Annotated in this window: 21 protein-coding genes; 11 read left to right on the top strand and 10 right to left on the bottom strand. The window is 66.5% G+C overall.

All coding sequences use genetic code 11. The features are described from left to right. Nucleotides 1-26 precede the first annotated feature (26 nt). The 3 genes from cydB to AC1DZY_RS05735 all read right to left on the bottom strand — a co-directional run bounded on the left by cydB (nucleotide 27) and on the right by AC1DZY_RS05735 (nucleotide 3,423). Nucleotides 27-1,031 (bottom strand): cytochrome d ubiquinol oxidase subunit II, encoded by a 1,005-nt coding sequence (gene cydB, locus AC1DZY_RS05745; RefSeq protein ID WP_476819113.1) that lies wholly within the window; start codon nucleotides 1,029-1,031, stop codon nucleotides 27-29. Nucleotides 1,032-1,044: 13 nt separating this feature from the next. Then, nucleotides 1,045-2,475: a cytochrome ubiquinol oxidase subunit I gene (locus AC1DZY_RS05740; protein ID WP_476819112.1), complete on the bottom strand. Its 1,431-nt coding sequence runs from the start codon at nucleotides 2,473-2,475 to the stop codon at nucleotides 1,045-1,047. A 129-nt stretch (nucleotides 2,476-2,604) separates the two neighbouring features. Beyond that, a complete protein-coding gene (locus AC1DZY_RS05735; protein ID WP_476819111.1) occupies nucleotides 2,605-3,423 on the bottom strand; it encodes a uracil-DNA glycosylase in 819 nt (272 codons plus the stop codon). Between the two features lie 179 nt (nucleotides 3,424-3,602). On the opposite strand from AC1DZY_RS05735, the gene AC1DZY_RS05730 reads away from it, so the two are divergent. From AC1DZY_RS05730 to AC1DZY_RS05720, 3 genes are all read left to right on the top strand, one after another. Beyond that, on the top strand, nucleotides 3,603-5,282 hold the full coding sequence (locus AC1DZY_RS05730) for an electron transfer flavoprotein-ubiquinone oxidoreductase (RefSeq protein WP_476819110.1): 1,680 nt from the start codon (nucleotides 3,603-3,605) through the stop codon (nucleotides 5,280-5,282). A gap of 486 nt (nucleotides 5,283-5,768) precedes the next feature. Beyond that, complete coding sequence (locus tag AC1DZY_RS05725; RefSeq protein ID WP_476819109.1) at nucleotides 5,769-7,535, top strand: tetratricopeptide repeat protein; 1,767 nt, start codon at nucleotides 5,769-5,771, stop codon at nucleotides 7,533-7,535. Continuing rightward, nucleotides 7,525-8,433 carry a 4-(cytidine 5'-diphospho)-2-C-methyl-D-erythritol kinase gene (locus AC1DZY_RS05720; RefSeq protein ID WP_476819108.1) on the top strand — a complete coding sequence of 303 codons (909 nt, stop codon included), beginning with the start codon at nucleotides 7,525-7,527 and terminating at the stop codon, nucleotides 8,431-8,433. The genes AC1DZY_RS05725 and AC1DZY_RS05720 overlap by 11 nt, the downstream gene beginning before the upstream one ends. 12 nt (nucleotides 8,434-8,445) lie before the next feature. Here the strand turns inward: AC1DZY_RS05720 and AC1DZY_RS05715 are convergent, their stop codons facing one another. After that, a complete protein-coding gene (locus tag AC1DZY_RS05715) occupies nucleotides 8,446-9,474 on the bottom strand; it encodes a polyprenyl synthetase family protein (RefSeq protein ID WP_476819169.1) in 1,029 nt (342 codons plus the stop codon). 169 nt (nucleotides 9,475-9,643) lie between these two features. Between AC1DZY_RS05715 and AC1DZY_RS05710 the strand changes: the two genes are divergently transcribed. Further along, complete coding sequence (locus tag AC1DZY_RS05710) at nucleotides 9,644-9,868, top strand: putative signal transducing protein (protein WP_476819107.1); 225 nt, start codon at nucleotides 9,644-9,646, stop codon at nucleotides 9,866-9,868. After that, a complete protein-coding gene (locus AC1DZY_RS05705) occupies nucleotides 9,861-10,652 on the top strand; it encodes a tRNA1(Val) (adenine(37)-N6)-methyltransferase (RefSeq protein WP_476819106.1) in 792 nt (263 codons plus the stop codon). The genes AC1DZY_RS05710 and AC1DZY_RS05705 overlap by 8 nt, the downstream gene beginning before the upstream one ends. Here AC1DZY_RS05705 and AC1DZY_RS05700 read toward each other — a convergent pair. After that, nucleotides 10,646-10,939 carry a hypothetical protein gene (locus tag AC1DZY_RS05700; RefSeq protein WP_476819105.1) on the bottom strand — a complete coding sequence of 98 codons (294 nt, stop codon included), beginning with the start codon at nucleotides 10,937-10,939 and terminating at the stop codon, nucleotides 10,646-10,648. The two genes, AC1DZY_RS05705 and AC1DZY_RS05700, sit on opposite strands and share 7 nt — an antisense overlap. A 160-nt stretch (nucleotides 10,940-11,099) precedes the next feature. Continuing rightward, nucleotides 11,100-11,414 (bottom strand): hypothetical protein, encoded by a 315-nt coding sequence (locus AC1DZY_RS05695; protein WP_476819104.1) that lies wholly within the window; start codon nucleotides 11,412-11,414, stop codon nucleotides 11,100-11,102. 359 nt (nucleotides 11,415-11,773) lie between these two features. Here AC1DZY_RS05695 and AC1DZY_RS05690 point away from each other — a divergent pair, with 359 nt between their 5' ends. The 3 genes from AC1DZY_RS05690 to AC1DZY_RS05680 all read left to right on the top strand — a co-directional run bounded on the left by AC1DZY_RS05690 (nucleotide 11,774) and on the right by AC1DZY_RS05680 (nucleotide 15,581). Next, nucleotides 11,774-12,697: a glycine--tRNA ligase subunit alpha gene (locus tag AC1DZY_RS05690; RefSeq protein WP_476819103.1), complete on the top strand. Its 924-nt coding sequence runs from the start codon at nucleotides 11,774-11,776 to the stop codon at nucleotides 12,695-12,697. Then, a complete protein-coding gene (glyS, locus tag AC1DZY_RS05685; RefSeq protein ID WP_476819102.1) occupies nucleotides 12,697-15,075 on the top strand; it encodes a glycine--tRNA ligase subunit beta in 2,379 nt (792 codons plus the stop codon). The genes AC1DZY_RS05690 and glyS overlap by 1 nt, the downstream gene beginning before the upstream one ends. Nucleotides 15,076-15,413: 338 nt before the next feature. Next, complete coding sequence (locus AC1DZY_RS05680; protein ID WP_476819101.1) at nucleotides 15,414-15,581, top strand: Thivi_2564 family membrane protein; 168 nt, start codon at nucleotides 15,414-15,416, stop codon at nucleotides 15,579-15,581. Between the two features lie 47 nt (nucleotides 15,582-15,628). Here AC1DZY_RS05680 and AC1DZY_RS05675 read toward each other — a convergent pair whose 3' ends face one another. Further along, the gene (locus tag AC1DZY_RS05675) at nucleotides 15,629-16,975 is read right to left on the bottom strand and encodes a hypothetical protein (RefSeq protein ID WP_476819100.1); all 1,347 of its coding nucleotides are present in this window, start codon (nucleotides 16,973-16,975) and stop codon (nucleotides 15,629-15,631) included. A 215-nt stretch (nucleotides 16,976-17,190) separates the two neighbouring features. Here AC1DZY_RS05675 and AC1DZY_RS05670 point away from each other — a divergent pair, with 215 nt between their 5' ends. The 3 genes from AC1DZY_RS05670 (at nucleotide 17,191) to upp (ending at nucleotide 20,491) form a co-directional block, all read left to right on the top strand. After that, nucleotides 17,191-18,453, top strand: coding sequence for a GTP cyclohydrolase II (locus AC1DZY_RS05670; protein WP_476819099.1), 1,263 nt, complete (start codon nucleotides 17,191-17,193; stop codon nucleotides 18,451-18,453). A 14-nt stretch (nucleotides 18,454-18,467) separates the two neighbouring features. Continuing rightward, complete coding sequence (locus AC1DZY_RS05665; RefSeq protein WP_476819098.1) at nucleotides 18,468-19,685, top strand: URC4/urg3 family protein; 1,218 nt, start codon at nucleotides 18,468-18,470, stop codon at nucleotides 19,683-19,685. Nucleotides 19,686-19,849: 164 nt separating this feature from the next. Then, nucleotides 19,850-20,491, top strand: coding sequence for a uracil phosphoribosyltransferase (gene upp / locus AC1DZY_RS05660; protein ID WP_476819097.1), 642 nt, complete (start codon nucleotides 19,850-19,852; stop codon nucleotides 20,489-20,491). 117 nt (nucleotides 20,492-20,608) lie between these two features. Here the strand turns inward: upp and AC1DZY_RS05655 are convergent, their stop codons facing one another. The 3 genes from AC1DZY_RS05655 to AC1DZY_RS05645 form a co-directional block, all read right to left on the bottom strand. Next, nucleotides 20,609-21,025 (bottom strand): DUF1236 domain-containing protein, encoded by a 417-nt coding sequence (locus AC1DZY_RS05655; protein ID WP_476819096.1) that lies wholly within the window; start codon nucleotides 21,023-21,025, stop codon nucleotides 20,609-20,611. Between the two features lie 215 nt (nucleotides 21,026-21,240). Next, entirely contained in the window at nucleotides 21,241-22,212 is a 972-nt protein-coding gene (locus AC1DZY_RS05650; protein ID WP_476819095.1) for a tripartite tricarboxylate transporter substrate-binding protein, read from the bottom strand. Nucleotides 22,213-22,277: 65 nt separating this feature from the next. After that, nucleotides 22,278-23,780, bottom strand: coding sequence for a tripartite tricarboxylate transporter permease (locus tag AC1DZY_RS05645; RefSeq protein ID WP_476819094.1), 1,503 nt, complete (start codon nucleotides 23,778-23,780; stop codon nucleotides 22,278-22,280). Nucleotides 23,781-23,783: the final 3 nt, after the last annotated feature.

Here is a 23,783-nt window from a genome sequence, read left to right as displayed (position 1 = left end):
CCGGCGCGCGCAAGGCGGTTCCGTCCTCAGTGATATCCGCCCTCGGCCTTCACCTTGCCGCGGAAGGTCCAGTACACGAACGCCGTATAGAACAGGATCATCGGCAGCAGGAAGGAGACCCCGATCAGCACGAAGATATGCGAGGCCGGCGTCGCCGCCACGTCCCAGATCGTCAGGCTCGGCGGCACGAGATAGGGGTAGTTCGAGATCGCCAGCCCCAGAAAACACAGCACGAAGATCGCGATGGTGAAGGCGAAGGGCGTGAACTCATGCGCCCCATGCAGCCGCTTCCAGGCCATGAAGGCGCAGAAGGCCGTCAGCAGGGGGAAGGGCCAGAGCAGCACGAGGTTCGAGAGGTTGAACCAGCGCTCGGCGATGCGCGGATGGGCATAGGGCGTCCAGAGCGAGACGACGACCGCGAAGACCATCAGGCCGATGAGCAGCGATTTTGCTTGGCCTCGGGCCCGCTCCGCCACCGGCCCCTCGGTCTTGTAGATCAGCCAGGTCGCGCCCAGCAGCCCGTAGCCGACGACGACGCCGGCGCCGCACATGAAGGTGAAGGGCGTCGCCCAGTCAAACGGCGCGCCGGCGAACTGCCCGTTCGCGACCGTGATGCCCTGGATCATGCCGCCGAGAATCAGCCCCTGCGCGAAGGCGGCGATGGTCGAGCCCAGCCAGAAGGCGAGGTCCCAGATCCGGTGATGCGGCTTGGCGACCCAGCGGAATTCGAAGGCGACGCCCCGGAAGATTAGCGCCAGCAGCATCAGGATCACCGGAATGTAGAAGGCCGGCATGATGATGGCGTAGGCCTGTGGAAACGCGACCCACAAACCGCCGCCGCCCAGCACCAGCCAGGTCTCGTTGCCGTCCCAGAAGGGAGCGACCGAGTTCATCATCTGGTCGCGCTCGCCCTCGTCCTTCGTCGTCGGGAACAGGATGGCGATGCCGAGGTCGAAACCGTCGAGCACGACATAGAGCATCACGGCGGTGCCGATCAGCCCGGCCCAGATCACGGGAAGATACCATTCCATGGTCTTTGCTCCCTCAGGTCTGGGGCTGGATGCGGTCGTCGCCGGGATGGCCGTCGCCGAAGAGATCGGACGCGGGCGCCTGCGCCGCCTTGAGCGGCCGGCTCGAGGGCTGCTCGGGCGGGTCCTCGCCGGTGATCTCGTCGGGGCCCTTGTCGATCAGCCGGTTGATCAGCAGGATCCCGGCCGTGAACACGACGCAATAGACGCAGACAAACAGCGCCAGCGAGATCGCGACCTCCAGCGTGGTGATCGGCGAGACCGCGTCCTTCGAGCGCAGCACGCCGGTCGCGATCCAGGGCTGGCGGCCGACCTCGGTGACGAACCAGCCCGACAGGATCGCGGTGAAGCCGGCCGGCCAGGTGTATTGCGCGACCCAGAGCCAGCGCCGCTCCTCGAAGACCGCGCCCTTCCACCACAGCCAGGCGCCGAGCCAGCCGAAACCGATCATCAGAACGCCGATGCCGACCATGAGCCGGAAGGCGAAGAACGGCACCTTCACCGGCGGACGGTCCTGGACCGCGAAATCGTTCAGGCTCGGGAAGAGCGCGTCCATGCTGCCATGGGTCAGCAGGCTGGCGAGGCCGGGGATCGAAATCTCGAAGCGGTTGACGCCGGCCGCCTCGTCGGGCCAGGCGAAGAGCACGAGCGGGGCGGGCTTGGACGAATCCCAGTGCGCCTCGATCGCGGCGAGTTTGGCCGGCTGGTATTTGGCTGTCTGCTTGCCATGGAAATCGCCGATCAACGCCTGCGCGGGGGCCGTGATCGCGATCATCAGGATCGCCATCCGCACCATCGTCCGGGCCGATTCGGTCCGGTGCCCGGCCATGAGGTGGCGCGCGCCGGTCGCCAGCACGACGAAGGCGGTGGTGAGATAGGCCGCCGTCATCATATGAGCGAAGCGCAAGGGGAAGGTCGGGTTGAAGATGATCTGCACCCAGTCGAGCGGGTAGGCGATGCCGTCACGAACCTCGTGGCCGGCCGGATACTGCATCCAGCTATTGGCCGAGAGGATCCAGAAGCCCGACATCGCGGTGCCGCCGGCGACGATGCAGGCCGATAGGAAATGCAGCCAGGGCGGCACGCGCTTCCAGCCAAACAGCATCACGCCGAGGAACGAGGCCTCGAGGAAGAACGCGGTCAGCACCTCGTAGCCGATCAGCGGCCCGATGACGTTGCCGACGACGACCGAGAACCGGCTCCAGTTGGTGCCGAACTGGTAGGACAGCACGATCCCGGAGACGACGCCCATCGCGAAGGAGACGGCGAAGATCTTGGTCCAGAACCGCGCCAGCAGATGGAACTTCTGGTCCCCGGTCTTGAGCCAGAGCCCGAGCAGCGTCGCGATATAGGCCGAGAGCCCGATCGTGAAGGCCGGGAAGACGATGTGGAAGGAGATCGTGAAGGCGAACTGGATTCGCGACAGCAGAAACGCGTCGATCGTCATGTCAGCCCCCCGGCTGTTGCCATGTCTCGCATCCGGTTCCGAAGGACTATGTTCCAGTCCCGGGCCGAACGCCAGAATGCAGGTTTAGACCAGCCGGCCTGCCGCCCAAACGGACATGGCGACGCGGCGTCACGGTGTCGCGGGCTGGTCCAGCGCAGCCTTCAGCGCCCGCCAGTCGCGCCAGGCCAGCCGTTTCTGTAGCGGCTGCCGCAGCAGATAGGCTGGATGAAGCGTCGCCATCGCCCGAATCTTGCGCGTTCCGGTGTCGTATTCCAGCCATTTGCCGCGCGAGGCGAGGATGCCCGTCAGGCCGAGCAGCCCTTGCGTCGAGGGCGCGCCGACGCAGATCAGGATGTCGGGGTCGGCGAGTTCGATCTGGCGCTGGATGAAGGGCAGGCAGATCGCGACCTCCTGCGGCGTCGGCGTGCGGTTGCCCGGCGGCCGCCAGGGCAGAAGGTTGGCGATGTAGACATGCTCCTTCCGGCTGAGGCCGATCGCGGCCAGCATCCGGTCGAGCAACTGGCCCGATTTGCCGACGAAGGGCAGTCCGACGCGGTCCTCTTCCGCGCCCGGCGCCTCGCCGACCAGCATGACGCGTCCAGCCGGGTTGCCGTCGGCGAAGACGAGGTTCTTGGCCGTCGCCTTCAGCGCGCAGCCTTCGAAAAGCGACAGCGCCTCCTTCAGCGCGTCGAGGCTCATTGCGCCCTGCGCCATGGCCCTGGCGCCGAGCGCAGCCTCGTCGGGAGCCGCCAGCGCGGCAGGGGTGGCCGGCCGCGCTGCAGGCGAGGCGACGAGGCGCGGCGGCAGCGTCCGGCGCTCCGCTGGCGCGGCTTGCCGTGGCGCATCCGCGAAATGGTCGTGCGGCGCTTCGTCCAACGCCTCGGTCACACCCATCTCGGCGTACCAGGCGAGAAGTTCGGCAGGGTTTGGTGTGTCTGTGGCGATCATCGCAACCGGTTCTAGCACGCCCGCCGCCATCTTCGCGAGCCGGCGCGGTTGCAAATTGGAACGCGCCCTTCGATAGAGGGTTTCCAGACTGGCGCAGCGCGTGGCTTGAACGGGCGGGCGATATAGTTCATATATAAACTATTCAGAATTGGGGCCCGTGTGGCCTCTCGGAGGGCGGCATGAATCTCGAGGAAGCGCAGAGCGAACCGCGCGAGAGCATGGACTACGACGTCGTCATCGTCGGCGCCGGTCCCGCCGGCCTTGCCGCCGCGATCCGCTTGAAGCAGCTCGACGAGAACATCACGGTCGTCGTGGTCGAGAAGGGTGCCGAGGTCGGCGCCCATATCCTGTCGGGCGCCGTCATCGACCCGATCGGCCTCGACAAGCTGTTGCCTGATTGGCGCGAGGACGACGCCCGCCCGCTGACCACCGAAGTCAGCGAGGATATCTTCTACTTCCTGACCGAACCCAACGGCATCCGCCTGCCCAATTTCGGCATGCCGAAGCTGATGAACAATCACGGCAACTTCGTCGGCTCGCTCGGGCTGGTGGCGAAATATCTAGCCGGCCGGGCCGAGGCGCTCGGCGTCGAGATCTATCCGGGCTTCGCTGCGGCCGAGTTGCTCTTCGATGAGAACGGCGCGGTGCTCGGCGTCGCGACCGGCGACATGGGCATCGCCAAGGATGGCACGATATCCGAGCGCTATACGCGCGGCATGGAGCTACGCGGCCGCTATACGCTGCTGGGCGAGGGCGCGCGCGGTTCGCTCTCCAAGATCGCGGTCCGCAAGTTCGGCCTCGACAAGGATCGCGAGCCGCAGAAATACGGCATCGGCCTCAAGGAAATCTGGCAGATCAAGCCGGAGAAGTTCCACAAGGGCCGGGTGCAGCACTCCTTCGGCTGGCCGCTCGACGGCTCGACCGGCGGCGGCTCCTTCCTCTACCATTTCGACGACAATCTGGTGTCCGTCGGCTTCGTCGTGCACCTGAACTACACCAACCCGACGCTTTCGCCCTTCGACGAGTTCCAGCGCTTCAAGACGCATCCGCTGATCCGCGACCTGTTCGAGGGCGCCAAGCGGCTGTCCTACGGCTCGCGCGCCATCACCGAAGGCGGCTACCAGTCGGTGCCGAAGCTCTCCTTCCCCGGCGGTGCGCTGATCGGTTGCTCGGCCGGCTTCGTCAACGTGCCGCGCATCAAGGGCAGCCACAACGCCATCCTGTCGGGCATGCTGGCGGCCGAGGGTCTGGTTCCCGCGCTTGCCGCCGGGCGCTCGCATGACGAGGTCGTCGAGATCGAGAACAGCTGGCGCGACAGCCCGATCGGGCGCGACCTCAAGCCGGTCCGCAACGTCAAGCCGCTCTGGTCGAAATATGGCACGACGGTCGGCATCGTGCTCGGCGGCGTCGACATGTGGCTGAACCAGCTCTTCGGCTGGTCGCCCTTCGGCACGCTGAAGCACGGCAAGCCCGACCATGCGACGCTCAAGCCCCTGAGCGAGGTCAGGCCGATCGTCTATCCCCGGCCCGACGGCAAGATTTCCTTCGACAAGCTGTCATCGGTCTTCCTGTCCTCGACCAATCACGAGGAGGACCAGCCGGCGCATCTCAAGTTGGCCGACCCCTCGATCCCGATTGCGCAGAACCTGCCCGTCTATGGCGAGCCGGCGCGGCTCTATTGCCCGGCCGGCGTCTACGAGGTCGTCTACAAGGACTCGGAAGCGAAGACCGAACCGCGCTTCGTCATCAACGCGCAGAACTGCGTCCACTGCAAGACCTGCGACATCAAGGACCCGGCGCAGAACATCACCTGGACGGTGCCCGAGGGCGGTGGCGGGCCGGGCTACTCGAACATGTGACCGGCTGCTCCGCCGAAAATGTCGTCAGCGCAAATGAAAAGGCGCGCCGCGGGAGCGGCGCGCCTTTGGTCTTCTTCCGACTGGAGAAGTCGGATCAGCCCTTGCGGACGACCGACGGGGCCGGCTTCGTGGGCTGCGCGCAGCCGGCAGCGAACCCGGCGAGCAGGGCGACGGCGGCAACGCTGAGAACAAGCTTTTTCATTGGAATGATCCTGGACGAATCGTCGCGACACATGCGAACGCCAAAATCGTAGCGCTAAATTCTTGACGTATCGGCAACGAAATCGGCCAAACGCCCCACGCTGTCGCACTTTTGCGCGATTGTTGCATGATTGCTACGGAATTGGGCGCGGCCGCCGGCGAACGGCTTGCCCGGTCGCCCGGAAACGGCCATCTTGACGGCCTACTGCGAAGCGGTCCCGGTCGAGCTGACGCTAAGCGCCTTGCGCGACAGGCAAGGCGGCGGACCGAGGGAGAATGGCAATCGTGACGTTTCGAATGAAGGGCCGTGTTCCCAGCACGGCGGTCGCCCTGGCGCTTTTGCTTGCTTTGCAGGCCGGGGCCGCCGCGCAAGGCGCTGCCGCCACCCGCACGACCGAGCAGCTCGAACCGGCCGAAAGCCTCGAAGGCAACTATCTCGCGGCGATCGTCGCCGGCGCCGGCCGCGATCTCGGCGCGGCCTCGGTCTATCTGCGCGAGGCGATCAAGGGCGATCCGCAAAACAGCGACCTGCTGGAGCGCGGCTTCGTCGCCTTCCTCGCCGATGGCGCGATGACCGACGCTTTCCGCGCCGCCGAGAAGCTGATCCAGCGCGACCCCAGCAACGGCCTCGCCCAGCTCGCGATCGGCATCCGCGCGATCAAGCAGAAGAGCTACCAGACCGCCCGCAACCATCTCCAGCGCGGCGGACGCGGCCGCGCCGCCGACATCACGGCGACACTGCTCTCGGCCTGGGCCTATGCCGGCTCCGGCCAGGCTCCCAAGGCGCTGGAGACGCTGGATCGTCTCAAGGGCGAGCCCTCCTACAACCTGTTCCGCGACTATCACGCCGGGCTGATCCTCGATGCGGCCGGCCGCAAGGGTGATGCCGAGAAGCGCCTCAGGAGCGCCTACGAGGCCGAGAAGACGACGCTGCGCCTCGTCGATCTCTGGGCGCGCTTCCAGGCGCGCAACGGCAATTTCGACGCGGCCGCCGCGACCTATGGCGAGTTCGACCGCCTGCTGCCGAACCATCCGATCGTCCGCGACGGCCTTGCGCGTGTGGCCGCGAAGGAAGCTTTGCCCCGGCAGGTCGGCACGCCCCAGCAGGGCGCGGCCGAAGTGCTCTATGGCCTTGCCAGCGCCGGCAATCGGCAGGGCGACGAGGCCGCGGCGCTGCTCTATCTGCGCCTGGCGATCTTCCTCGACCCCGGCCATGACCTCGCGATCCTGACGCTCGGCGACATTCTCGAACGTTCGAAGCAGCCCGAGGACGCGGTCGCCGTCTACGAAAAGATGCCGGCGACCTCGCCGCTGCGGCCCAATGCCGAAATCCAGGCCGGACTGGCGCTCGAAAGCCTCGGCAAGCCCGAGGAAGCCGTGAAGCATCTGCAGGCGCTGGTCACCGACCGGCCCGACGATGTCGACGCGCTCTCGGCGCTCGGCAACATCTATCGCTCGCGAAAACTCTTCGCGGAAGCCGCCGAGAACTACGACAAGGCGATCTCGAAGCTCGCTTCGCCGGGCCGCTCGAACTGGGATCTGTTCTATTTCCGCGGCATCGCTCGCGAGCGCACCAAGCGCTGGCCCGAGGGCGAGGACGATCTGCGCAAGGCGCTGGAACTGATGCCGGAGCCGCTTGGCCGCGAGCGCGCGCTGGTGCTGAACTATCTCGGCTATTCGCTGGTCGACCAGCACCTCAAGCTGGACGAGGCGCTGAACATGCTGCGCCGCGCCGTCGAATTGCGCCCGCGCGACGGCTACATCACCGATTCGCTCGGCTGGGCCTTCTTCCGGCTCGGGCGCTATGAGGAGGCTGCGCGCGAGCTCGAACGCGCCATGGAGCTGCGCCCCTCCGACCCAGTGATCAACGACCATCTCGGCGACGTCTACTGGAAGGTCGGCCGCCAGCTTGAGGCGCGGTTCCAGTGGAATGCCGCTCGCGACCTCGGTCCCGAGCCGGAAGATCTGGAGAAGATCAAGCGCAAGATCGAGCGCGGGCTGGAGGATTCGCCCTCCGCCAACGCAGCCGAACCAAAGAAGGATGGCGGCTGAGCCGCCGCCGTCGCGCGCCAGCATGCCGGCCGCGCTGACGACCCGCGCCCGCGCCAAGATCAACCTGAACCTGCGCGTGCTCGGCCGCCGTGCCGACGGCTATCACGAACTCGAAAGCCTCGTCGCCTTCGCCGGCGTCGGCGACGAGTTGAGGCTGGAGCCGGGCTCTGACCTCGGCCTGACGATATCGGGTCCGCGCGGAGCGGGACTGGAGGTTGACGAGCGCAATCTCGTCCTGCGCGCCGCCCGCATTCTGGCTGAGGAGACCGGCCCGTTGCCGTTGGGCCGCTTCCATCTCGTCAAGCGCCTACCAATCGCGTCCGGCATCGGAGGCGGCTCGGCCGATGCGGCCGGCGCTCTGCGGCTGCTGGCGCGGCTGAACGGCATTCCGTTGTCGGACCCTGTCTTGCTGCGGGTAGCAGCGAAGATTGGAGCCGATGTGCCGGTCTGCCTCGATTCGCGTGCCCGTGTTATGGCGGGGGTCGGGGAGCGGCTCGGCCCGCCGCTGCGCTTGCCGCAGCTCTTTGCCGTACTGGTCAATCCCGGCGTGCCTGTCGAGACGGCGGCGGTGTTCAAGGCGTTGGGCTTGCAGGCGGGAGAAGCCAAGCCTGGCGCAAATCGCTCGATCCTGCCGCCGACGCAAACGCCTTCAGAGCTCATTGCCGCGCTGACGTCGAGCGGCAACGACCTTGAAGTCCCCGCGCGCCACGTCGCGCCCGTCATCGACACCGTGCTGGCGGCGCTGCGCGCGTCGCCGGGCTGCCGGCTTGCCCGCATGTCGGGCTCTGGCGCGACCTGCTTTGCCATCTTCGACGACTGCCGACAAAGCGCGGCGGCGGCGAAGATACTATCGCGCGAACACCCACACTGGTGGGTCAAGACGACGATTCTGCGGTAGCCTCCGCAGCCTTCAATGCGCCCGCGAGACGCAGAAATCGACGGTCTCGTTCAGCGCCTGCTTCATCGCCGAATTCGGGAACAGCCCGAGCGCATCCTTGGCCATCTTGGCGTAGTGCTCGGCGCGCTCGATCGTATCGTCCAGCGCGCGGTGCCGACGCATGATGCCCTGCGCCTCCTCGAAGTCACCGTCCTTGATCTCGCCGTCCTGCAAGGTGCGCCGCCAGAACGCGCGCTCGCTCTCGGCGCCGCGCCGAAAGGAGAGCACCACAGGCAAGGTGATCTTGCCTTCGCGAAAATCGTCGCCGGTGTTCTTGCCGAGCTTGGCGGCGACGCCGCCATAATCCAGCGCGTCGTCGATGAGCTGGAAGGCGATGCCGAGATTCAGACCGTAGCTGCGACAGGCCGAGGCCTGGGCCTTGCCCGATTCGGCGATCACCGGCCCGACCTCGCAGGCGGCCGCGAAGAGCTCGGCGGTCTTGCCACGGATCACCGCCAGATATTCATCCTCGGTGGTTTCGGTGTTCTTGGCGACGGCGAGCTGCATCACCTCGCCTTCGGCGATCACGGCCGCCGCGGTGGAGAGAATGTCGAGCGCACGCAGCGAGCCGACCTCGACCATCATCTTGAACGCCTGGCCGAGCAGGAAATCGCCGACGAGCACGCTGGCCTCGTTGCCCCAGAGCATGCGCGCCGCGAGCTTGCCGCGCCGCATGTCGCTCTGGTCGACGACGTCGTCATGCAGCAGCGTCGCCGTGTGCATGAACTCGACCGAGGCCGCGAGCTTGACATGGCCCTCGCCGCGATAGCCCGCGAGCGCGGCCGTCGCCAGCGTCAGCATCGGGCGCAGCCGCTTGCCGCCCGACGAGATCAGGTGGTTGGCGACCTCGGGGATCATCGTCACGTTGGACCCCGTGCGCGACAGGATCATCGCATTGACGCGCTCCATGTCGGCGCGGGTCAGATCGACCAGCGTCTCGATCCGGGCGTTGCCGGTTCCATGGCCCGCTTCCTTGTCCTCGAACGCGACGACGACGCCCATCATGTTCACTCCGGCCAGTCCAGGCGCCTTGCGGCGCGTCTTTTCCTTGCCACAACCGTCGCATGCGTGGCCAGCCCCCGCAATCCGACGCTGACGCCGCACCCTGGGCGCGGCATGGCTGACGCAGCAGGACTTGCGCAGCGCCGCCGGCTTGGGCTCCATGGCGCTCATGCACGAACTCCTCCGCACCAACGACATCGTCCTGCTCGGCGCCATCGAGGCGTTGCTGGCCTCGGCCAATCTCGACTGCCTGATCGCCGACCAGCACATCAGTGCGCTGGAGGGCATGATCGGCGCTTTCCCGCGCCGGCTGCTGGTGCGCGAGGCCGACCGGATGCGGGCGCGCGCGCTGCTGGTCGACGCCGGCTTTGGGCCCGAACTGCGCGATGGCTGATTCAGGCCTCGCATCGCCGCTCGGCGAGATCGTCGAGGATCGGCTGCTCGATGGCCGCCTGATCCTGCGCCAGCCGAAAAAGGGCCACCGCGCCGGAAGCGACGCGATTTTGCTCGCAGCCGCGCTGGGCGAACGCGGCGCGGGTCCGCTGCTCGACATCGGCGCGGGCGTCGGCACGGTCGGGCTGGCAGCAGCGCTCACGCAGCCGGCCCTGCATGTGGTGCTGGTCGAGCGCGACGCGGAGATCGCGGCCCTGGCGCAGGCGAACGCCAAGTCGAACGGCCTGACCGAACGCGTCCGTGTCGTCGCGGCCGATGTCGAGGCGTCGGCGGGCAAACTCGCTGCCGCGGGATTGCAGCCGGCAAGCTTCGCCTGCGTCGCGATGAACCCGCCGTTTTATCCAGCAGGCGAGACCCGCGCCTCGCCGGTGCCCAACCGGCGCGCCGCCCATGTCGCCGATGGCGCGCTGGAGAACTGGCTGAAGGCGGCGCGCCGCCTGCTGCGGCCGGGCGGCGAGCTCGCGATCATCCACCGCGCCGAGGCGCTGGCAGAGATTCTGGCCGGACTCGCGACAGGCTTCGGCGGCGTCCAGATCCGCCCGGTCCACGGTCTTGCCGACCGACCTGCGATCCGCGTCGTCGTCACCGCCACGCTGAACAGCAGAAAGCCGGCAGCTTTGCTGCCGGCTTTCGTTCTCAATCGACCCGAGGGCGGCTTCACCGAGGCGAGCGAAGCGCTCCACCGCGGCCTCGTTGCCCTCGATGGACGCGCGCTGGCTCAGTAGAAGTAGCGCGGGCCGTAGAAGGGCAGCGGCGCATAGACCGGCGGCGCATAGTAGCGCGGGCCGTAATAGCGGCGCGGTCCGTAATAGCGCGGCGGTCCATAGTAACGGCGCGGTCCGTAGTAGCGGCGCGGGCCGTAGTATTGCGCCTGCTGCAGCAGAGCGCCCGGCTTCTCGATGGACTGGACCGGGGCCATGGCCACGGGCGCGGCGATGGCCGGCGCCGCGACGAAAGCGACGCCACCCAGCGTGCCGGCGGTCGCGAGACCGAGAACGAGCTTGCGTAACATGAGTCTGATCCTCCTCGACATGGCGCCGGCGGCCCCTGCCGCACGGTCGATCGCCCAACTCCGATAGTGAACCCTATGAGACCGAACCTGAACGGCGCAGAGCGGCGTCGTTCAGGCTGGCTTCATTCTGCGGCCAAAAAACGGCCGCATCCTGCGCCGCTCAGCGGCAGACGCGGACGGGGCGGATCACCCAGCCATAGCCGGTCCAGACGCGCCGGTTGGTCACGAAGCAGCGCGGGCGGTAGACCGGCCGGCCGTAGAAGCGCGGCGGCCCGTAATGCCGGCGTGGTCCGTAGTAGCGACGCGGGCCGTAATAATACTGCGCCTGCTGGACGAGATCGTCCTGGCCTTGGGTCGCCTGTGTCTGCACAGCGCCGGCGGAAACCGGGGCTGCGCTTGCAGGCGCGGAGCCGAACGCCGCGACCGTCAGGGCGAGGGCGCCGAAAGCGGCGGTTACGATGCGAGATGACAGCATAGGGATACTCCTGCTGGCGTTATGCCGCCGGTCCGGCTCAAGCGCTCGCCCCCGAACGCCGCGGATCGTGCGGTTGCCTGGATGACTACCGCGTGCCGTATGAACGAAAGCTGTCCGCGCAGGTTCCCGGCTCGGCCATGCTTGACCGCGGCGGGGGGCAGACCCGAGAGCCGGATGATTTTAGGTCGAATCGACCTAAAATCTGAATCCGCCTCTGAAACAGACGGTTAGAGCATGATGTCGCCCGAAAACCGGTTTCCACTTTTCGGCATCATGCTCTAAGCACGCGTAAATCGCGATATCGAGACATTCCGGAAGGCTCTACGACCTTGTCCGCCTCCACCTCCGCTTTGCATTCCATGCCCGCGCCATCCCCGGCGATGGACCCGACCCGTTCCTTTCAGGGATTGCTGCTGACGCTGCAGCAATTCTGGGCGCAGCGCGGCTGCGTCATCCTGCAGCCTTACGACATGGAGGTCGGCGCCGGCACCTCGCATCCCGGCACGATGCTGCGCTCGCTTGGCCCGAGGCCCTGGAACGCGGCTTACGTCCAGCCCTCGCGCCGCCCCAAGGACGGGCGCTATGGCGAGAATCCGAACCGCCTGCAGCATTATTACCAGTTCCAGGTCATCCTGAAGCCGAACCCGCCGAACCTGCAGGAACTCTATCTCGACTCGCTGGCGGCGATCGGCCTCGATCCGCTGCTGCACGACATCCGCTTCGTCGAGGACGACTGGGAAAACCCGACGCTCGGCGCCTGGGGGCTGGGCTGGGAGTGCTGGTGCGACGGCATGGAAGTCAGCCAGTTCACTTACTTTCAGCAGGTCGCCGGCATCGAATGCGCGCCGGTCGCGGGCGAACTGACCTACGGCCTTGAGCGCCTCGCCTGCTATCTGCAAAACGTCGAGAGCATCATGGAGCTCAACTTCAACGGCGGCGAGGGGGCCGACAAGGTGACCTACCGCGATGTCTTCCTGCAGGCCGAGCAGGAATACTCCCGCTACAATTTCGAGCATGCCGACACGGCCGCGCTGTTCCGGCGCTTCGCCGAGGCCGAAGCCGAATGCCGGGCCCTGCTCGAAAAGGGCGAGAGCGGCGAGCGTCATCTCATGGTCCAGCCGGCCTATGACCAGTGCCTCAAGGCCGGCCACAGCTTCAACCTGCTCGACGCGCGCGGCGTGATCTCGGTCACCGAGCGCCAGAGCTACATCCTGCGCGTACGGGAACTGGCGAAGGCGTGTGGCGCGGCGTGGTTGAAGACAGCGGGCGGGGGAGCCCACTGATGCCTGATCTCCTGCTCGAACTCTTCTCCGAGGAAATCCCCGCGCGCATGCAGCGCAAGGCGGCCGACGATCTGCGCCGGCTCGTCACCGACGCGCTGGTCGAGCGCGGGCTGGTCTATGAGGGCGCGAAGGCTTTCGCCACGCCGCGCCGGCTGGCGCTCCACATCGCCGGCCTGCCGGTGCGTGGGCGCGATATCCGCGAGGAGCGCAAGGGTCCGCGCGTCGGCGCGCCAGACGCCGCCGTGCAGGGCTTTCTCAAGGCTGCGGGTCTCACCTCGCTCGATCAGGCGACCATCGTCAGCGATCCCAAGAAGGGCGACAGCTACATCGCCGTGATCGAAAAGCCGGGGCAGGAGACTCACCTCGCCATCGCCGAGATCGTACCCGCGATCATCCGCAGCTTCCCCTGGCCGAAATCGATGCGCTGGGGCAAGGCGTCCGCCGCCGGCGCGAGCCTGCGCTGGGTCCGGCCGTTGCATACGATCCTGTGCACCTTCGGAGCCGAGACCGAGGAGCCCGAAATCGTACCCTTCGAGGTCGACGGCATCCTCTCCGGCAACATCACCTATGGACACCGCTTCCATGCCCCGGGCGCGATCACGGTGCGGCGCTTCGACGACTATGTCTCGTCTCTGGAGAAGGCGCGCGTCGTGCTCGATGCCGACCGGCGCAAGGAAATCATCCTCGCCGACGCGAAGACTCTTGCCTTCGCGCAGGGGCTCGAACTGGTCGAGGATGAGGGCCTGCTGGAGGAGGTCGCGGGGCTGGTCGAATGGCCGGTCGTGCTGATGGGCTCCTTCGAGGAACGCTTCCTCGATATTCCCGCCGAGACGATCCGCGCGACGATCCGCGCCAACCAGAAGTGCTTTGTGCTGCGCAACCCCGAGACGGGCGCGCTCGCCAACCGCTTCCTGCTGACCGCCAACCTCGTCGCCAGCGACGGCGGCGCAGCCATCACCGCCGGCAATGAGCGCGTCGTCCGCGCCCGCCTCTCCGACGCCGCCTATTTCTTCGCGACCGACAAGGGCGACCTGCCCGATCTCGATACGCTCAAGGAGAGCGCCGACAAGCTCGGGCTCGATCTGACAACGCCGCTCGACCAGCGCATGGCCAAGCTCGACAAGCTCGGGGTGGTGTTTCACGCCAAGCTCGGCACGCAGGGCGAGCGGGTGCAGCGCATCGCGGCGCTGGCGCGGGAGCTGGCACCGATCGTCGGAGCCGATCCCGATCTCACTGAGCGCGCGGCAAAGCTCGCCAAGGCCGACCTGCCGACCGAGATGGTCGGCGAGTTCCCCGAATTGCAGGGGCTGATGGGCCGGAAATATGCCGGGTTGCAGGGCGAGCACCTCTCGGTCTGCGCCGCGATCGAGGAGCATTACAAGCCGCTTGGCCCCTCCGACCGCGTGCCCACCGATCCGGTCTCGGTGGCGGTGGCGCTCGCCGACAAGCTCGACACGCTGGTGGGGTTTTGGGCCATCGACGAGAAGCCGACCGGGAGCAAGGACCCGTTCGCGCTGCGCAGGGCGGCGCTGGGGGTGATCAGGTTGGTGGTTGAGAATGGGGTGCGGTTGGGGCTATCGCGGGCGTTGCTTTCGGCGACGGCGATATACCGAGGCAATGGGATAGCTTCCGTCCTACTTGCAACAACGCCAAATCACGCTGAGCAAGCAATTTCGAATCGGGAGGCGCTGGAAAGAGCATTTGCCGCTCTGACCGCGCCAGACCTCCTCTCCTTCTTCCACGACCGTCTGAAGGTCATGCTCCGCGATCAGGGCGCGCGGCATGATCTGGTCGATGCGGTTCTGGCGGGCGCGACTCCTTCTCCCCTCGGGGGAGAAGGTGGCACGGCGCGTAGCGCCGTGACGGATGAGGGCAGCACTGCGGCAGACGTCCCTCATCCGTCTGCTGCGCAGCCACCTTCTCCCCCGAGGGGAGAAGGAAGCGACGACCTCCTCCTCATCACCCGCCGCGTCGCGGCGCTCGGGCGCTTCCTCGAAACGGATGACGGAAAAAGCCTGCTCGCCGGCTACAAGCGCGCCGCCAACATCCTGAAAGCCGAGGAGAAGAAGGACGGCGAGGGCGCGTTTGCTCAAGCCGCCGATCTCCGGCTCATTGCCGATGCCGGGCTGATCGAGGAGAAGGCGCTCGCGGTCGCGCTCGCGCAGGCGACGCCGAAGGCGACCGCCGCCGTCGCCGCCGAGGACTATGAGGGCGCGATGGCGGCGCTGGCCGAACTGCGCCCTGCGGTCGATGCCTTCTTCGTCGCGGTGATGGTCAACGATCCCGATCCGGCGCTGCGCATCAACCGCCTGCGCCTGCTGAACCAGCTTCGCGAGGCGACGCTCGCCGTGGCGGATTTCGGGCGGATCGCGGGGTAGGGTCCCACGTCATGGTCGGGCTTGACCCTACCATCCCGGAAACCAGTGCCTGCTCGTTCCGGGATTCTCGGGTCTTCGCTTCGCTGCGCCCGCGAATGACACACAACCCGTCATGCTCGCCCTTGTGGCGAGCATCCACGTCTTGGGCATAGCGCTCGACGACGGAAGACGTGGGTGGTCGGGACAAGCCCGACCATGACGGAAAGGGCGGCCCAACGCGTCCAACGGAACCAATTCCCACCCCGCGACGTTCACTTTGCGGCGCTGATGTGCCGCGAAAGCGTCGCGGTGCTGGCGTCGGGGGGCCGGCTTCCGGCCGAGGCATAAGGATTTAAGTCATGTCCATTCTGATTTCGCTGCTGATCACCGTTCTGGTCATCGGCCTCGTGCTCTATCTCGTTCGCATGCTGCCGCTCGACGCGCAGATCAAGAACGTCGTCCAGATCATCGTGATCGTGATCGGCATCATCTCGCTGCTGCGTTATCTCAACGTCTTTGCGATCTGACGCGCTCAGCCGGCGCGAGCCTGTTCGGCCGCGCCGGTTCCGCGAGCTCAGGGGCGGCGCGGCGGCAAAGCGCCGTGCTGCTGCCCCGGCGGCAGCCCCTTGGCCTTCTGCAGCAAGCCGGGCGGCAGCGGGTTTTTCGGCGGCGGGCCCGGCACGGGCCCGAACGCCCGCTCGATGACCTCCAGGATCCAGGTCGTGTTCACGTCGAGCTGGAAGGGCTGCTTGGTCTTCTGGTTGGGCGTCGTGTAGTTGCGCAGCAGCTTTTCGGCAAAGAACAGACGGCCCTCTTGCGTGTTGGCCACGATTCCGCCCGTCACCGCCTGTTTCCAGAGCGTGGCGACCTGGCGCTTGTGCTCCGTCTTTTCGGTTGCATATTTCTGCGCGGCGAGGTCGTTTGGCCCATAGGCGGTCTGCTGGTCCCTGATCAGCAACTTTGCCCAGTTTCCGCGATTTTGGATGAAATCCGCCCCGGTCACCCGGTGCTTTCTGCTGTAATCGTAGATCATCACGGTCTGGACATCGATGCCGTGCATCATCATCGCCTGCAGGAAGCTGATGAAGTTGGCTTCGTCGGGCTGATAATGGCCGCTGTCGTTGCAGATCGCCCTTATCATGCCGTTCTCGATCAGGATGGTCCCCGCACACAAAACGGGGTCTCCGGCGAGATAGGACGAATGGTAGAAATTGCCGCCATTGCCGACATTGGCCTGGCCTTCCCCGCAGTGATGACGCGCCATGTAGAGGTCGCGGCTCATGCTCATGGCGAAGCCGCCCCATTTGGCCAGGCCGAATACGCGCGGGTTTGACGCGCTTTCCGAATTCGCGAGCACGAGTTTCATGCTCTTGGGCTGCCGCTTTTCGCCGCTGGCCAAAGCGCGCTTGCGCTTGTCGAGCAGGGTCAGTTCCGTGCCCTTGCCGGGCCAGTTCCACATGTAGGCCTTCTTGTCGCGGAAGACGATCCTGTACTTGTCGACTTCGGCGCGCGTCAGATAGGTCGCGAGCGACCCGACCACATCGAGGTGCTCGCCGTGATAGGTCAATTTGCGGCCGAAATGGCGCTCGAGATATTCCGGCAGGGTGTTGATCGTGCAGGAGAGCATCTGGGCCAGCGAAAAGGCCGTGAATTTGTACAGGGCAAAGACCGCCGGTTCGCGGCCCTTGCTCATGCCGGATTTCTGCTTGAAGACCTTGAGCCAGTAGTCGAGCGTAAAAAACAGGTCGGACTTGAGCTGAAGCCGGGCATATTCATGCCCGCATGTCTCGTATTCCTTCAGGAGTTCGTCGATCCGGACGAGAACGTTGTCGTCACTGCGGCGGGCAAGCGCGACGCTGCTGTCCTTCTGCCACTGCGCGACGCTGGGCGTGCCGGTGTATGTGAGGGGTGTGCTGGCCATGGCCGGTCGCTTTCGCTGTGGTCGCGGTGTTGGATGCGTTGCTTGATGTAGGAGAGTTTTACTCAACTGTCGCTGCGTAACTGTTCCCTGGGAAACAGCCGTCCCGCTTTTGATTGACCGCGATGCGGGGCCGGTCCAGACTGATGCACGTTATGAAGGTCCCGCGGCGCGCAAGTCCGGGACCTTTTTCCATTTGCAGCGACCGGACCCCGGCGATGACCTCGCAGAACCGCACCACCCATACCCGCCTGACCTCGTATCCCGAGCCCGGCAATGCGGCGGGCCGCTTTCCGATCATCTGGGGCGCGGAGACCCCCGCCGAGCGCGGCCCGATCATCGCCTCGACCACGACACCGGCCGACCGCAACGTCATCGGCGCCCATGGCGGCTCCTACTCGGTCTATCGCGCGCTCGCGATTTCGGCGCGCGCCATGAACCCCTCGCAGCGCCCCGATCTGCACAACACCCACCCCACCGCCGAGATCGCGCCTCAAGCCTCGTGGTTCGCACCCGGCCGGATCGTCTCGATGGACCCGTTCGGCCATCGCGTCGCGCAGGATTTCGGCAGGCTGATCGGCGAGGGCATCGACATCCGCCCGACCATCGCCATCACCAAGGCGCGGCTGAACCTGCCGGAAATCCTTGCGGCCATGGCGGCGCACCGCCTGGCGCCCGACGACCACATCCTGCACAAATCCGGCGACATCAGCGTCACCAAGGTGGCGATCGACCCGGTCTGGCATCTGCCGGGCATCGCCGAGCGCTTCGGCACGAGCGAGAACGAATTGCGCCGCACGCTCTTCGAGCAGACCGGCGGCATGTATCCCGAACTGGTGACGCGGCCCGATCTGCGCGTCTTCCTGCCGCCGATCGGCTCGATCACCGCCTACATCGTCGGCGAAGTCTCAGCGATCGCCGATCCGAAAAGGCGCGTCGCCTGCCGCGTGCATGACGAGTGCAACGGCTCGGACGTCTTCGGCTCCGATATCTGCACCTGCCGGCCCTATCTCGTGCATGGCATCGAGGAAGCCGTGCGCGAGGCGCAAGGCGGCGGCGTCGGGCTGATCGTCTACAACCGCAAGGAAGGCCGGGCGCTCGGCGAGGTCACGAAATTCCTCGTCTACAACGCCCGCAAGCGCCAGGAGGGCGGCGATTCCGCCGCGACCTATTTCGAGCGCACCGAATGCGTCGCCGGCGTGCAGGACGCCCGCTTCCAGCAATTGATGCCCGACGTGCTGCATTGGCTTGGCGTCACCCGGATCGACCGGCTGATGTCGATGTCGAACATGAAATACGACGCCATGGTCGAGAGCGGCATCGAGATCGGCGAGCGCGTCGCGATCCCGCCCGAGCTGATACCCGACGACGCCTCAGTGGAAATGGAGGCCAAGAAGGCGGCGGGTTACTATTCGCCTGACGGTCCGCCCGGCGACAACGTCCTGAAGTCGACCGTCGGTCGCGACCTCGACAAGTTCTGAGCGGCGGCAAGGCCATGCCCGATAGCAACCCCGACGCCTTCCGCCAGTTGCTGAAGCCCACCGCGATCCGCGCCCGCGCGCGGGAGATGCTGGCGCTCGGCCTCGCCGGCAAGCTGCTGCATTTCAGCGTCGACGCCTCGCGGATCGAGGCTTGCGCCGACTATGTGCTCGAAACGATCCGCGCGAATTATCCGACGCTGGAAATCCCCTTTCACGCCCGCTGGCGGCATTTCAGCGTGGCGGGCATGGATCGCTGGACCGTGCTCGATCTCGCCGCGAACTTCCGCGACGCCGGCGCGCGCGGCCGGGCGGCCTACGACCTCGCCATCGTCAGCGTGCTGCTCGATGCCGGCGCGGGCCCGGACTGGCGCTATCGCGACGGGGTGACCGGCCAGATGATCGGCCGCTCGGAGGGGCTCGCCCTGGCCTCGCTCGACATGTTCGCCGGCGGCGCGTTCTCAAGCGACCCCGCCGATCCGTTGCGCGTTGACGCGGCGGCGCTGAAGCGGCTCGACGCGGCAAAGCTTGCGGCCGGGTTCCAGTCGGGGCCGGGCAATCCGCTGCTCGCGCTCGAAGGCCGGGCCGCGCTGATGAACCGGCTCGGCGAGGAACTGGAGCGCCACGGCATGAGCCGCCCGGGCGATCTCTTCGACAGGATAGCGGGAGCGGCGGAAACCGGCGTCATTCGCGCGGGCCATATCCTCGCGGAAGTGCTCGCGGCCTTCGGCGGCATCTGGCCGTCGCGGCTGACCGTTGCCGGGATCGCGCTGGGCGACACCTGGCGGCATCCGCTGATCGCCATGGGCGAGCCGACCGCCGGGCTCGTGCCGTTCCACAAGCTCTCGCAGTGGCTGTCCTATTCGCTGATCGAGCCGCTGCAATGGGCCGGCATTTCCGTCATCGACATCGACGAACTGACCGGGCTGCCCGAATACCGCAATGGCGGACTTTTCCTCGACAGCGGCGTCATCGCCCTGAAGGACGCAGGCGACGCCAACCGCGCTCATGAGGTCGGCTCGACGCTCGTGGTGGAATGGCGCGCGCTGACGGTGGCGCTGCTCGACGAGATCGGGGCCGCTGTCCGCAAGCGGCTGGACAGGACAGCCGAGGAACTGCCGCTGGCCAAGGTTCTGGAGGGCGGCACCTGGGCGGCAGGCCGGCGCATCGCCGCGCAAAAGCGCCAGGGCGGCGGCCCGCCCTTGACGATCGTCAGCGACGGCACGGTATTCTGAAACAGACGACAAGCGTTCCCTCAGCCCTCATCCTGAGGAGCGGGCGAAGCCCGCGTCTCGAAGGGTGCTCCAGCCAGCGCTTTCTGGAGCATCCTTCGAGACGCCGCTGCGTGGCTCCTCAGGATGAGGGCTGAGAGTGGATGAAGAACAGGGAAACTTTGCGCATGACCACCCAACAGGACGGCGTCACCGTCGTTGACCACCCGCTGGTGCGCCACAAGCTGACGCTGATGCGCGAGAAGGACCGCTCGACCAAAAGCTTCCGCCAGCTCCTCAACGAGATCGGCATGCTGCTCTGCTACGAGGTCACGCGCGACCTGCCGATGGAGATGGTCGAGATCGAGACGCCGCTGACGAAGACGATGCAGCCGATCATCGCCGGCAAGAAGATGGTCTTCGCGCCGATCCTGCGCGCCGGCGTCGGCTTCCTCGACGGCATGCTCGAACTGGTGCCGGCCGCCCGCGTCGCCCATATCGGGCTCTATCGCGATCCCAACACGCTGCAGGCGGTGGAGTACTACTTCAAGGCCCCCTCCGACGTCGCCGAACGCATGATCGTGGTGATGGACCCGATGCTGGCCACCGCCAACTCGGCCGTCGCCGCGATCGACCGGCTGAAGGAGCGTGGCGCGCGGGACCTGCGCTTCGTCTGCCTGCTCGCCGCGCCCGAGGGCATCGAGCGGCTGCGCGGCGCCCATCCCGATGTCCGCATCTGGACAGCCGCGATTGACGAGCGCTTGAACGACCACGGCTATATCGTGCCAGGCCTGGGCGACGCCGGAGACCGCATGTTCGGCACGCGCTGACGAAACACGCGCTGAAAACGAAGAAAGGCCCGCTCCATTTCTGGAGCGGGCCCGTCGATCCGGAGGAGGGCAATCAGGCCGGCAATGGCGCGATCACCCTTGCGGATCGGCTTCCGGTCAGTTGATGACCTGTACGATGCGGTGCGTCTGCGGGTCGACCAGCACGGTGCGCTTGTTCACGACCGTGTAGCGATAGGGCGTCTCGCCATATTCGCGCGGCACCGTGCGATACTCGACGCCATCAGCCGGCAGCACCGTGCCGACCGCGACCGGCTCGGCATAGGTGTAGGACGGCACGCGCTGCTCGACCACATAGGTCTGGAAGCGCGGGGTGTTGTCGCCGATGATGCCACCAACGATCAGGCCGCCGACGCCGCCGACCACAGCCCCGACAGGGCCGCCGACGATCGCGCCACCAACAGCGCCGGTTGCGCCGCCAGTCAGCGCGCCACCCTGGGCGCCCTGGGGATTCTGGGCGAAGGCGGTCGCGGGAATGATGGCGAGCGCGCCGATGAGAGCAAGTTTCTTGAGCATGTCTGTTCTCCTTTCGAGAGCATTTCGGGAAGGAGAACGAGCTTCACGGCGCTCGGTTCCGCAGAATTCGCGTCACGAGATGTTTCGATTTGCTCCGGAGCGGGAAAAACTTTTATAGAACAGAAGCTTGAGACGTTACTTGACCTCGGCCCGCTCCAAACGAAAACGGCGGACCACAAGGCCCGCCGTCCCGTATCCAGCCTGTCGGTGACCGCTTATTTCGGCGCGGCCGCGAGCGCGGGCGTCAGCTTGTCGGCGTCGCGCTTGATGATGGCCGCGAAGCCCGCCGGTGTGCGCTCGGCAGCCGTCGGCAGCACGGTGCCCAGTTCGAGCAGGCGCTTCTTTGTGGTCTCGTCGTCGAGCGCCTTGCCCAGCGCATCGACGAGGCGGTCGATCACAGGCTGCGGCAGGCCCTTGGGGCCGGCGATGCCGTTCCAGGCCTCGATCTGGTAGCCCGGCAGGCCAGCTTCCGTGGTCGTGGGAACGTCGGGCAGGGCGGGCGAGCGCGCGGCCGAGGCGACGGCATAGGCCTTGATGTTGCCGGCCTTGACCTGCTCGGCGACACTGACGATCTGGTCGCACATGAAGTCGATCTGGCCGGAGACCAGGTCGTTCAGGGCAGGTCCCGTGCCGCGATAGGCGACCGCGTTGAGCTTGGGCACGCCGAGCACGCCCTTGAGCAGGGTGCAGGTCGTCCACGACACCGAGCCGAGACCGGCATGGGCCTCGTTGACCTTCTCGGAGTTGGCTTTGACGTAGGTCACGAACTCCTTGAGGTCCTTGGGCTCGAAATTCTTCTTCGCCACGATCAGGATCGGGGTGCCGCCGGCGAGCCCGATCGGCTGCATGCCGTTGATGGGATCGTATTTCAGGTTCGGATAGGTTGCGGGCGCCGCCGAGAAGGTGCCCAGATGTCCCATCGCGATGGTGTAGCCGTCGGCCGGCGCGGTCAGTGCACGGGTGATGCCGGTGGTGCCGCCGGCGCCCGCGACGTTCTCCACCACGACCTGCTGGCCGAGTGTCTTCGACATGTGGTCGCCGACGATGCGGGCGATGATGTCGGTCGGGCCGCCGGCCGCGAACGGCACGATCATGGTGACCGGCCGCGTCGGATAGGCCTGCGCGTGAGCTCCGGCAGTCAGCGCCAGGCCGATGGCGGCCGCGAAGCCGAGTGTCAGTTTTTTCATGGAAAAATCCTCCCTTGGATGGTTGGAGACAGAGTTGGGGCCGCAGCGCGGCCCCCGCAACCCCGTCATTCGGTGAAGACCTCGTCGCGCTTCTTGTTGATCGAGGGCAGCAGCGCTATCGCCAGAACGACCACGGCAACCACCAGCAGACCCGCCGAGATCGGCCGCTCCACGAAAGTCATGAACGAGCCGCGCGAGATGATCAGCGCCTGGCGCAGCTTTTCTTCCAGCAGCTTGCCGAGCACGAAACCCAGCAGCATCGGCGCCGGCTCGAAGCCGAGCTTGATCAGCAGGTAGCCGAACAGGCCGAACATGGCGGTGAAGGCGACGTCGACCGGCTGGTTGTTCACCGAGTAGATGCCGATGCAGCAGAAGATCAGGATCGCCGGGAACATCAGGCGATAGGGCACCTGCAGCAGCTTTACCCAGACGCCGACGAGCGGCAGGTTGATGATGACCAGCATCAGGTTGCCGATCCACATCGAGGCGATCATGCCCCAGAACAGATCGGGGTTCTTGGTCATGACCTGCGGGCCGGGGATGATGCCGTGGATCGTCATCGCGCCGACCATCAGCGCCATCACGGCGTTGGGCGGGATGCCCAGCGTCAGCAGCGGGATGAAGGCGGTCTGGGCGCCGGCATTGTTGGCCGACTCCGGACCCGCCACGCCTTCGATCGCGCCGCGCCCGAAGCGCGAGGGGTCCTTGGCGATCTTCTTCTCGATCGTATAGCTCGCGAACGGGCCGAGCACCGCGCCATTGCCCGGCAGGATGCCGAGAATGCCGCCGATGAAGGTGCCGCGGATGACGGGCCAGGTCGACTGCTTGATCTCGCCCCAGTCGGGCAGCAGGCGGCCGATCTTGGCCTTGACGACGTCGCGCGCCTCCGGGCTTTCCAGATTGCGCAGCACCTCGGCGAAGCCGAACACGCCCATCGCCAGCACGGCGAAGTCGATGCCGTCCGAGAGCGGCGGGAAGCCCATCGTCATGCGCTCCTGACCGGTCTCGAGGTCGGTGCCGACCGTCGAGAGCAGCAGGCCGAGCATGATCATGCAGAAGGCCTTCAGGATCGAGCCGCGCGCCAGCACGACGGCAAAGCACAGCCCCATCACCATCAGCGAGAAATATTCCGCCGGGCCGAACAGCAAAGCGAGCTTGGTCAGGGGCGCGCCGAGCGCGGCGATGAACACCGTCGCGACGCAGCCTGCGAAGAACGAGCCCAGCGCGGCGACGCCGAGCGCGACGCCGGCGCGGCCCTGCCGGGCCATCTGGTGGCCGTCGAGCGTGGTGACGACCGATGTCGCCTCGCCCGGAATATTGACCAGGATCGCCGTGGTCGAACCGCCATATTGCGCGCCGTAATAGATGCCCGCCAGCATGATCAGCGCGCCGACCGGGTCGACGCCGAAGGTTATCGGCAGCAGGATCGCAATGGTGGCGATCGGCCCGACGCCGGGCAGGACGCCGATCAGCGTGCCGATGAAGCAGCCCGCAAAGCACAAGGCCAGGTTCTGGAGCGACAGCGCGACGCCGAAGCCCAGGGACAGGTTGGAGATCATCTCATGCATCGT

The sequence above is a fragment of the Allobosea sp. P2_A10 genome (assembly GCF_056405115.1).
The sequence above is the reverse complement of the archived record's forward strand: the minus strand, read 5'-3'. Positions and strand labels throughout refer to the sequence as shown.

Coding starts and splice junctions, on each gene's coding strand:
- cydB (WP_476819113.1), bottom strand. CDS start 1,031: ATGGAATGGTATCTTCCCGTGATCTGGGCCGGGCTGATCGGCACCGCC.
- AC1DZY_RS05740 (WP_476819112.1), bottom strand. CDS start 2,475: ATGACGATCGACGCGTTTCTGCTGTCGCGAATCCAGTTCGCCTTCACG.
- AC1DZY_RS05735 (WP_476819111.1), bottom strand. CDS start 3,423: ATGATCGCCACAGACACACCAAACCCTGCCGAACTTCTCGCCTGGTAC.
- AC1DZY_RS05730 (WP_476819110.1), top strand. CDS start 3,603: ATGAATCTCGAGGAAGCGCAGAGCGAACCGCGCGAGAGCATGGACTAC.
- AC1DZY_RS05720 (WP_476819108.1), top strand. CDS start 7,525: ATGGCGGCTGAGCCGCCGCCGTCGCGCGCCAGCATGCCGGCCGCGCTG.
- AC1DZY_RS05715 (WP_476819169.1), bottom strand. CDS start 9,474: ATGGGCGTCGTCGTCGCGTTCGAGGACAAGGAAGCGGGCCATGGAACC.
- AC1DZY_RS05710 (WP_476819107.1), top strand. CDS start 9,644: ATGCACGAACTCCTCCGCACCAACGACATCGTCCTGCTCGGCGCCATC.
- AC1DZY_RS05705 (WP_476819106.1), top strand. CDS start 9,861: ATGGCTGATTCAGGCCTCGCATCGCCGCTCGGCGAGATCGTCGAGGAT.
- AC1DZY_RS05700 (WP_476819105.1), bottom strand. CDS start 10,939: ATGTTACGCAAGCTCGTTCTCGGTCTCGCGACCGCCGGCACGCTGGGT.
- AC1DZY_RS05695 (WP_476819104.1), bottom strand. CDS start 11,414: ATGCTGTCATCTCGCATCGTAACCGCCGCTTTCGGCGCCCTCGCCCTG.
- AC1DZY_RS05690 (WP_476819103.1), top strand. CDS start 11,774: ATGCCCGCGCCATCCCCGGCGATGGACCCGACCCGTTCCTTTCAGGGA.
- glyS (WP_476819102.1), top strand. CDS start 12,697: ATGCCTGATCTCCTGCTCGAACTCTTCTCCGAGGAAATCCCCGCGCGC.
- AC1DZY_RS05680 (WP_476819101.1), top strand. CDS start 15,414: ATGTCCATTCTGATTTCGCTGCTGATCACCGTTCTGGTCATCGGCCTC.
- AC1DZY_RS05675 (WP_476819100.1), bottom strand. CDS start 16,975: ATGGCCAGCACACCCCTCACATACACCGGCACGCCCAGCGTCGCGCAG.
- AC1DZY_RS05670 (WP_476819099.1), top strand. CDS start 17,191: ATGACCTCGCAGAACCGCACCACCCATACCCGCCTGACCTCGTATCCC.
- AC1DZY_RS05665 (WP_476819098.1), top strand. CDS start 18,468: ATGCCCGATAGCAACCCCGACGCCTTCCGCCAGTTGCTGAAGCCCACC.
- upp (WP_476819097.1), top strand. CDS start 19,850: ATGACCACCCAACAGGACGGCGTCACCGTCGTTGACCACCCGCTGGTG.
- AC1DZY_RS05655 (WP_476819096.1), bottom strand. CDS start 21,025: ATGCTCAAGAAACTTGCTCTCATCGGCGCGCTCGCCATCATTCCCGCG.
- AC1DZY_RS05650 (WP_476819095.1), bottom strand. CDS start 22,212: ATGAAAAAACTGACACTCGGCTTCGCGGCCGCCATCGGCCTGGCGCTG.
- AC1DZY_RS05645 (WP_476819094.1), bottom strand. CDS start 23,780: ATGCATGAGATGATCTCCAACCTGTCCCTGGGCTTCGGCGTCGCGCTG.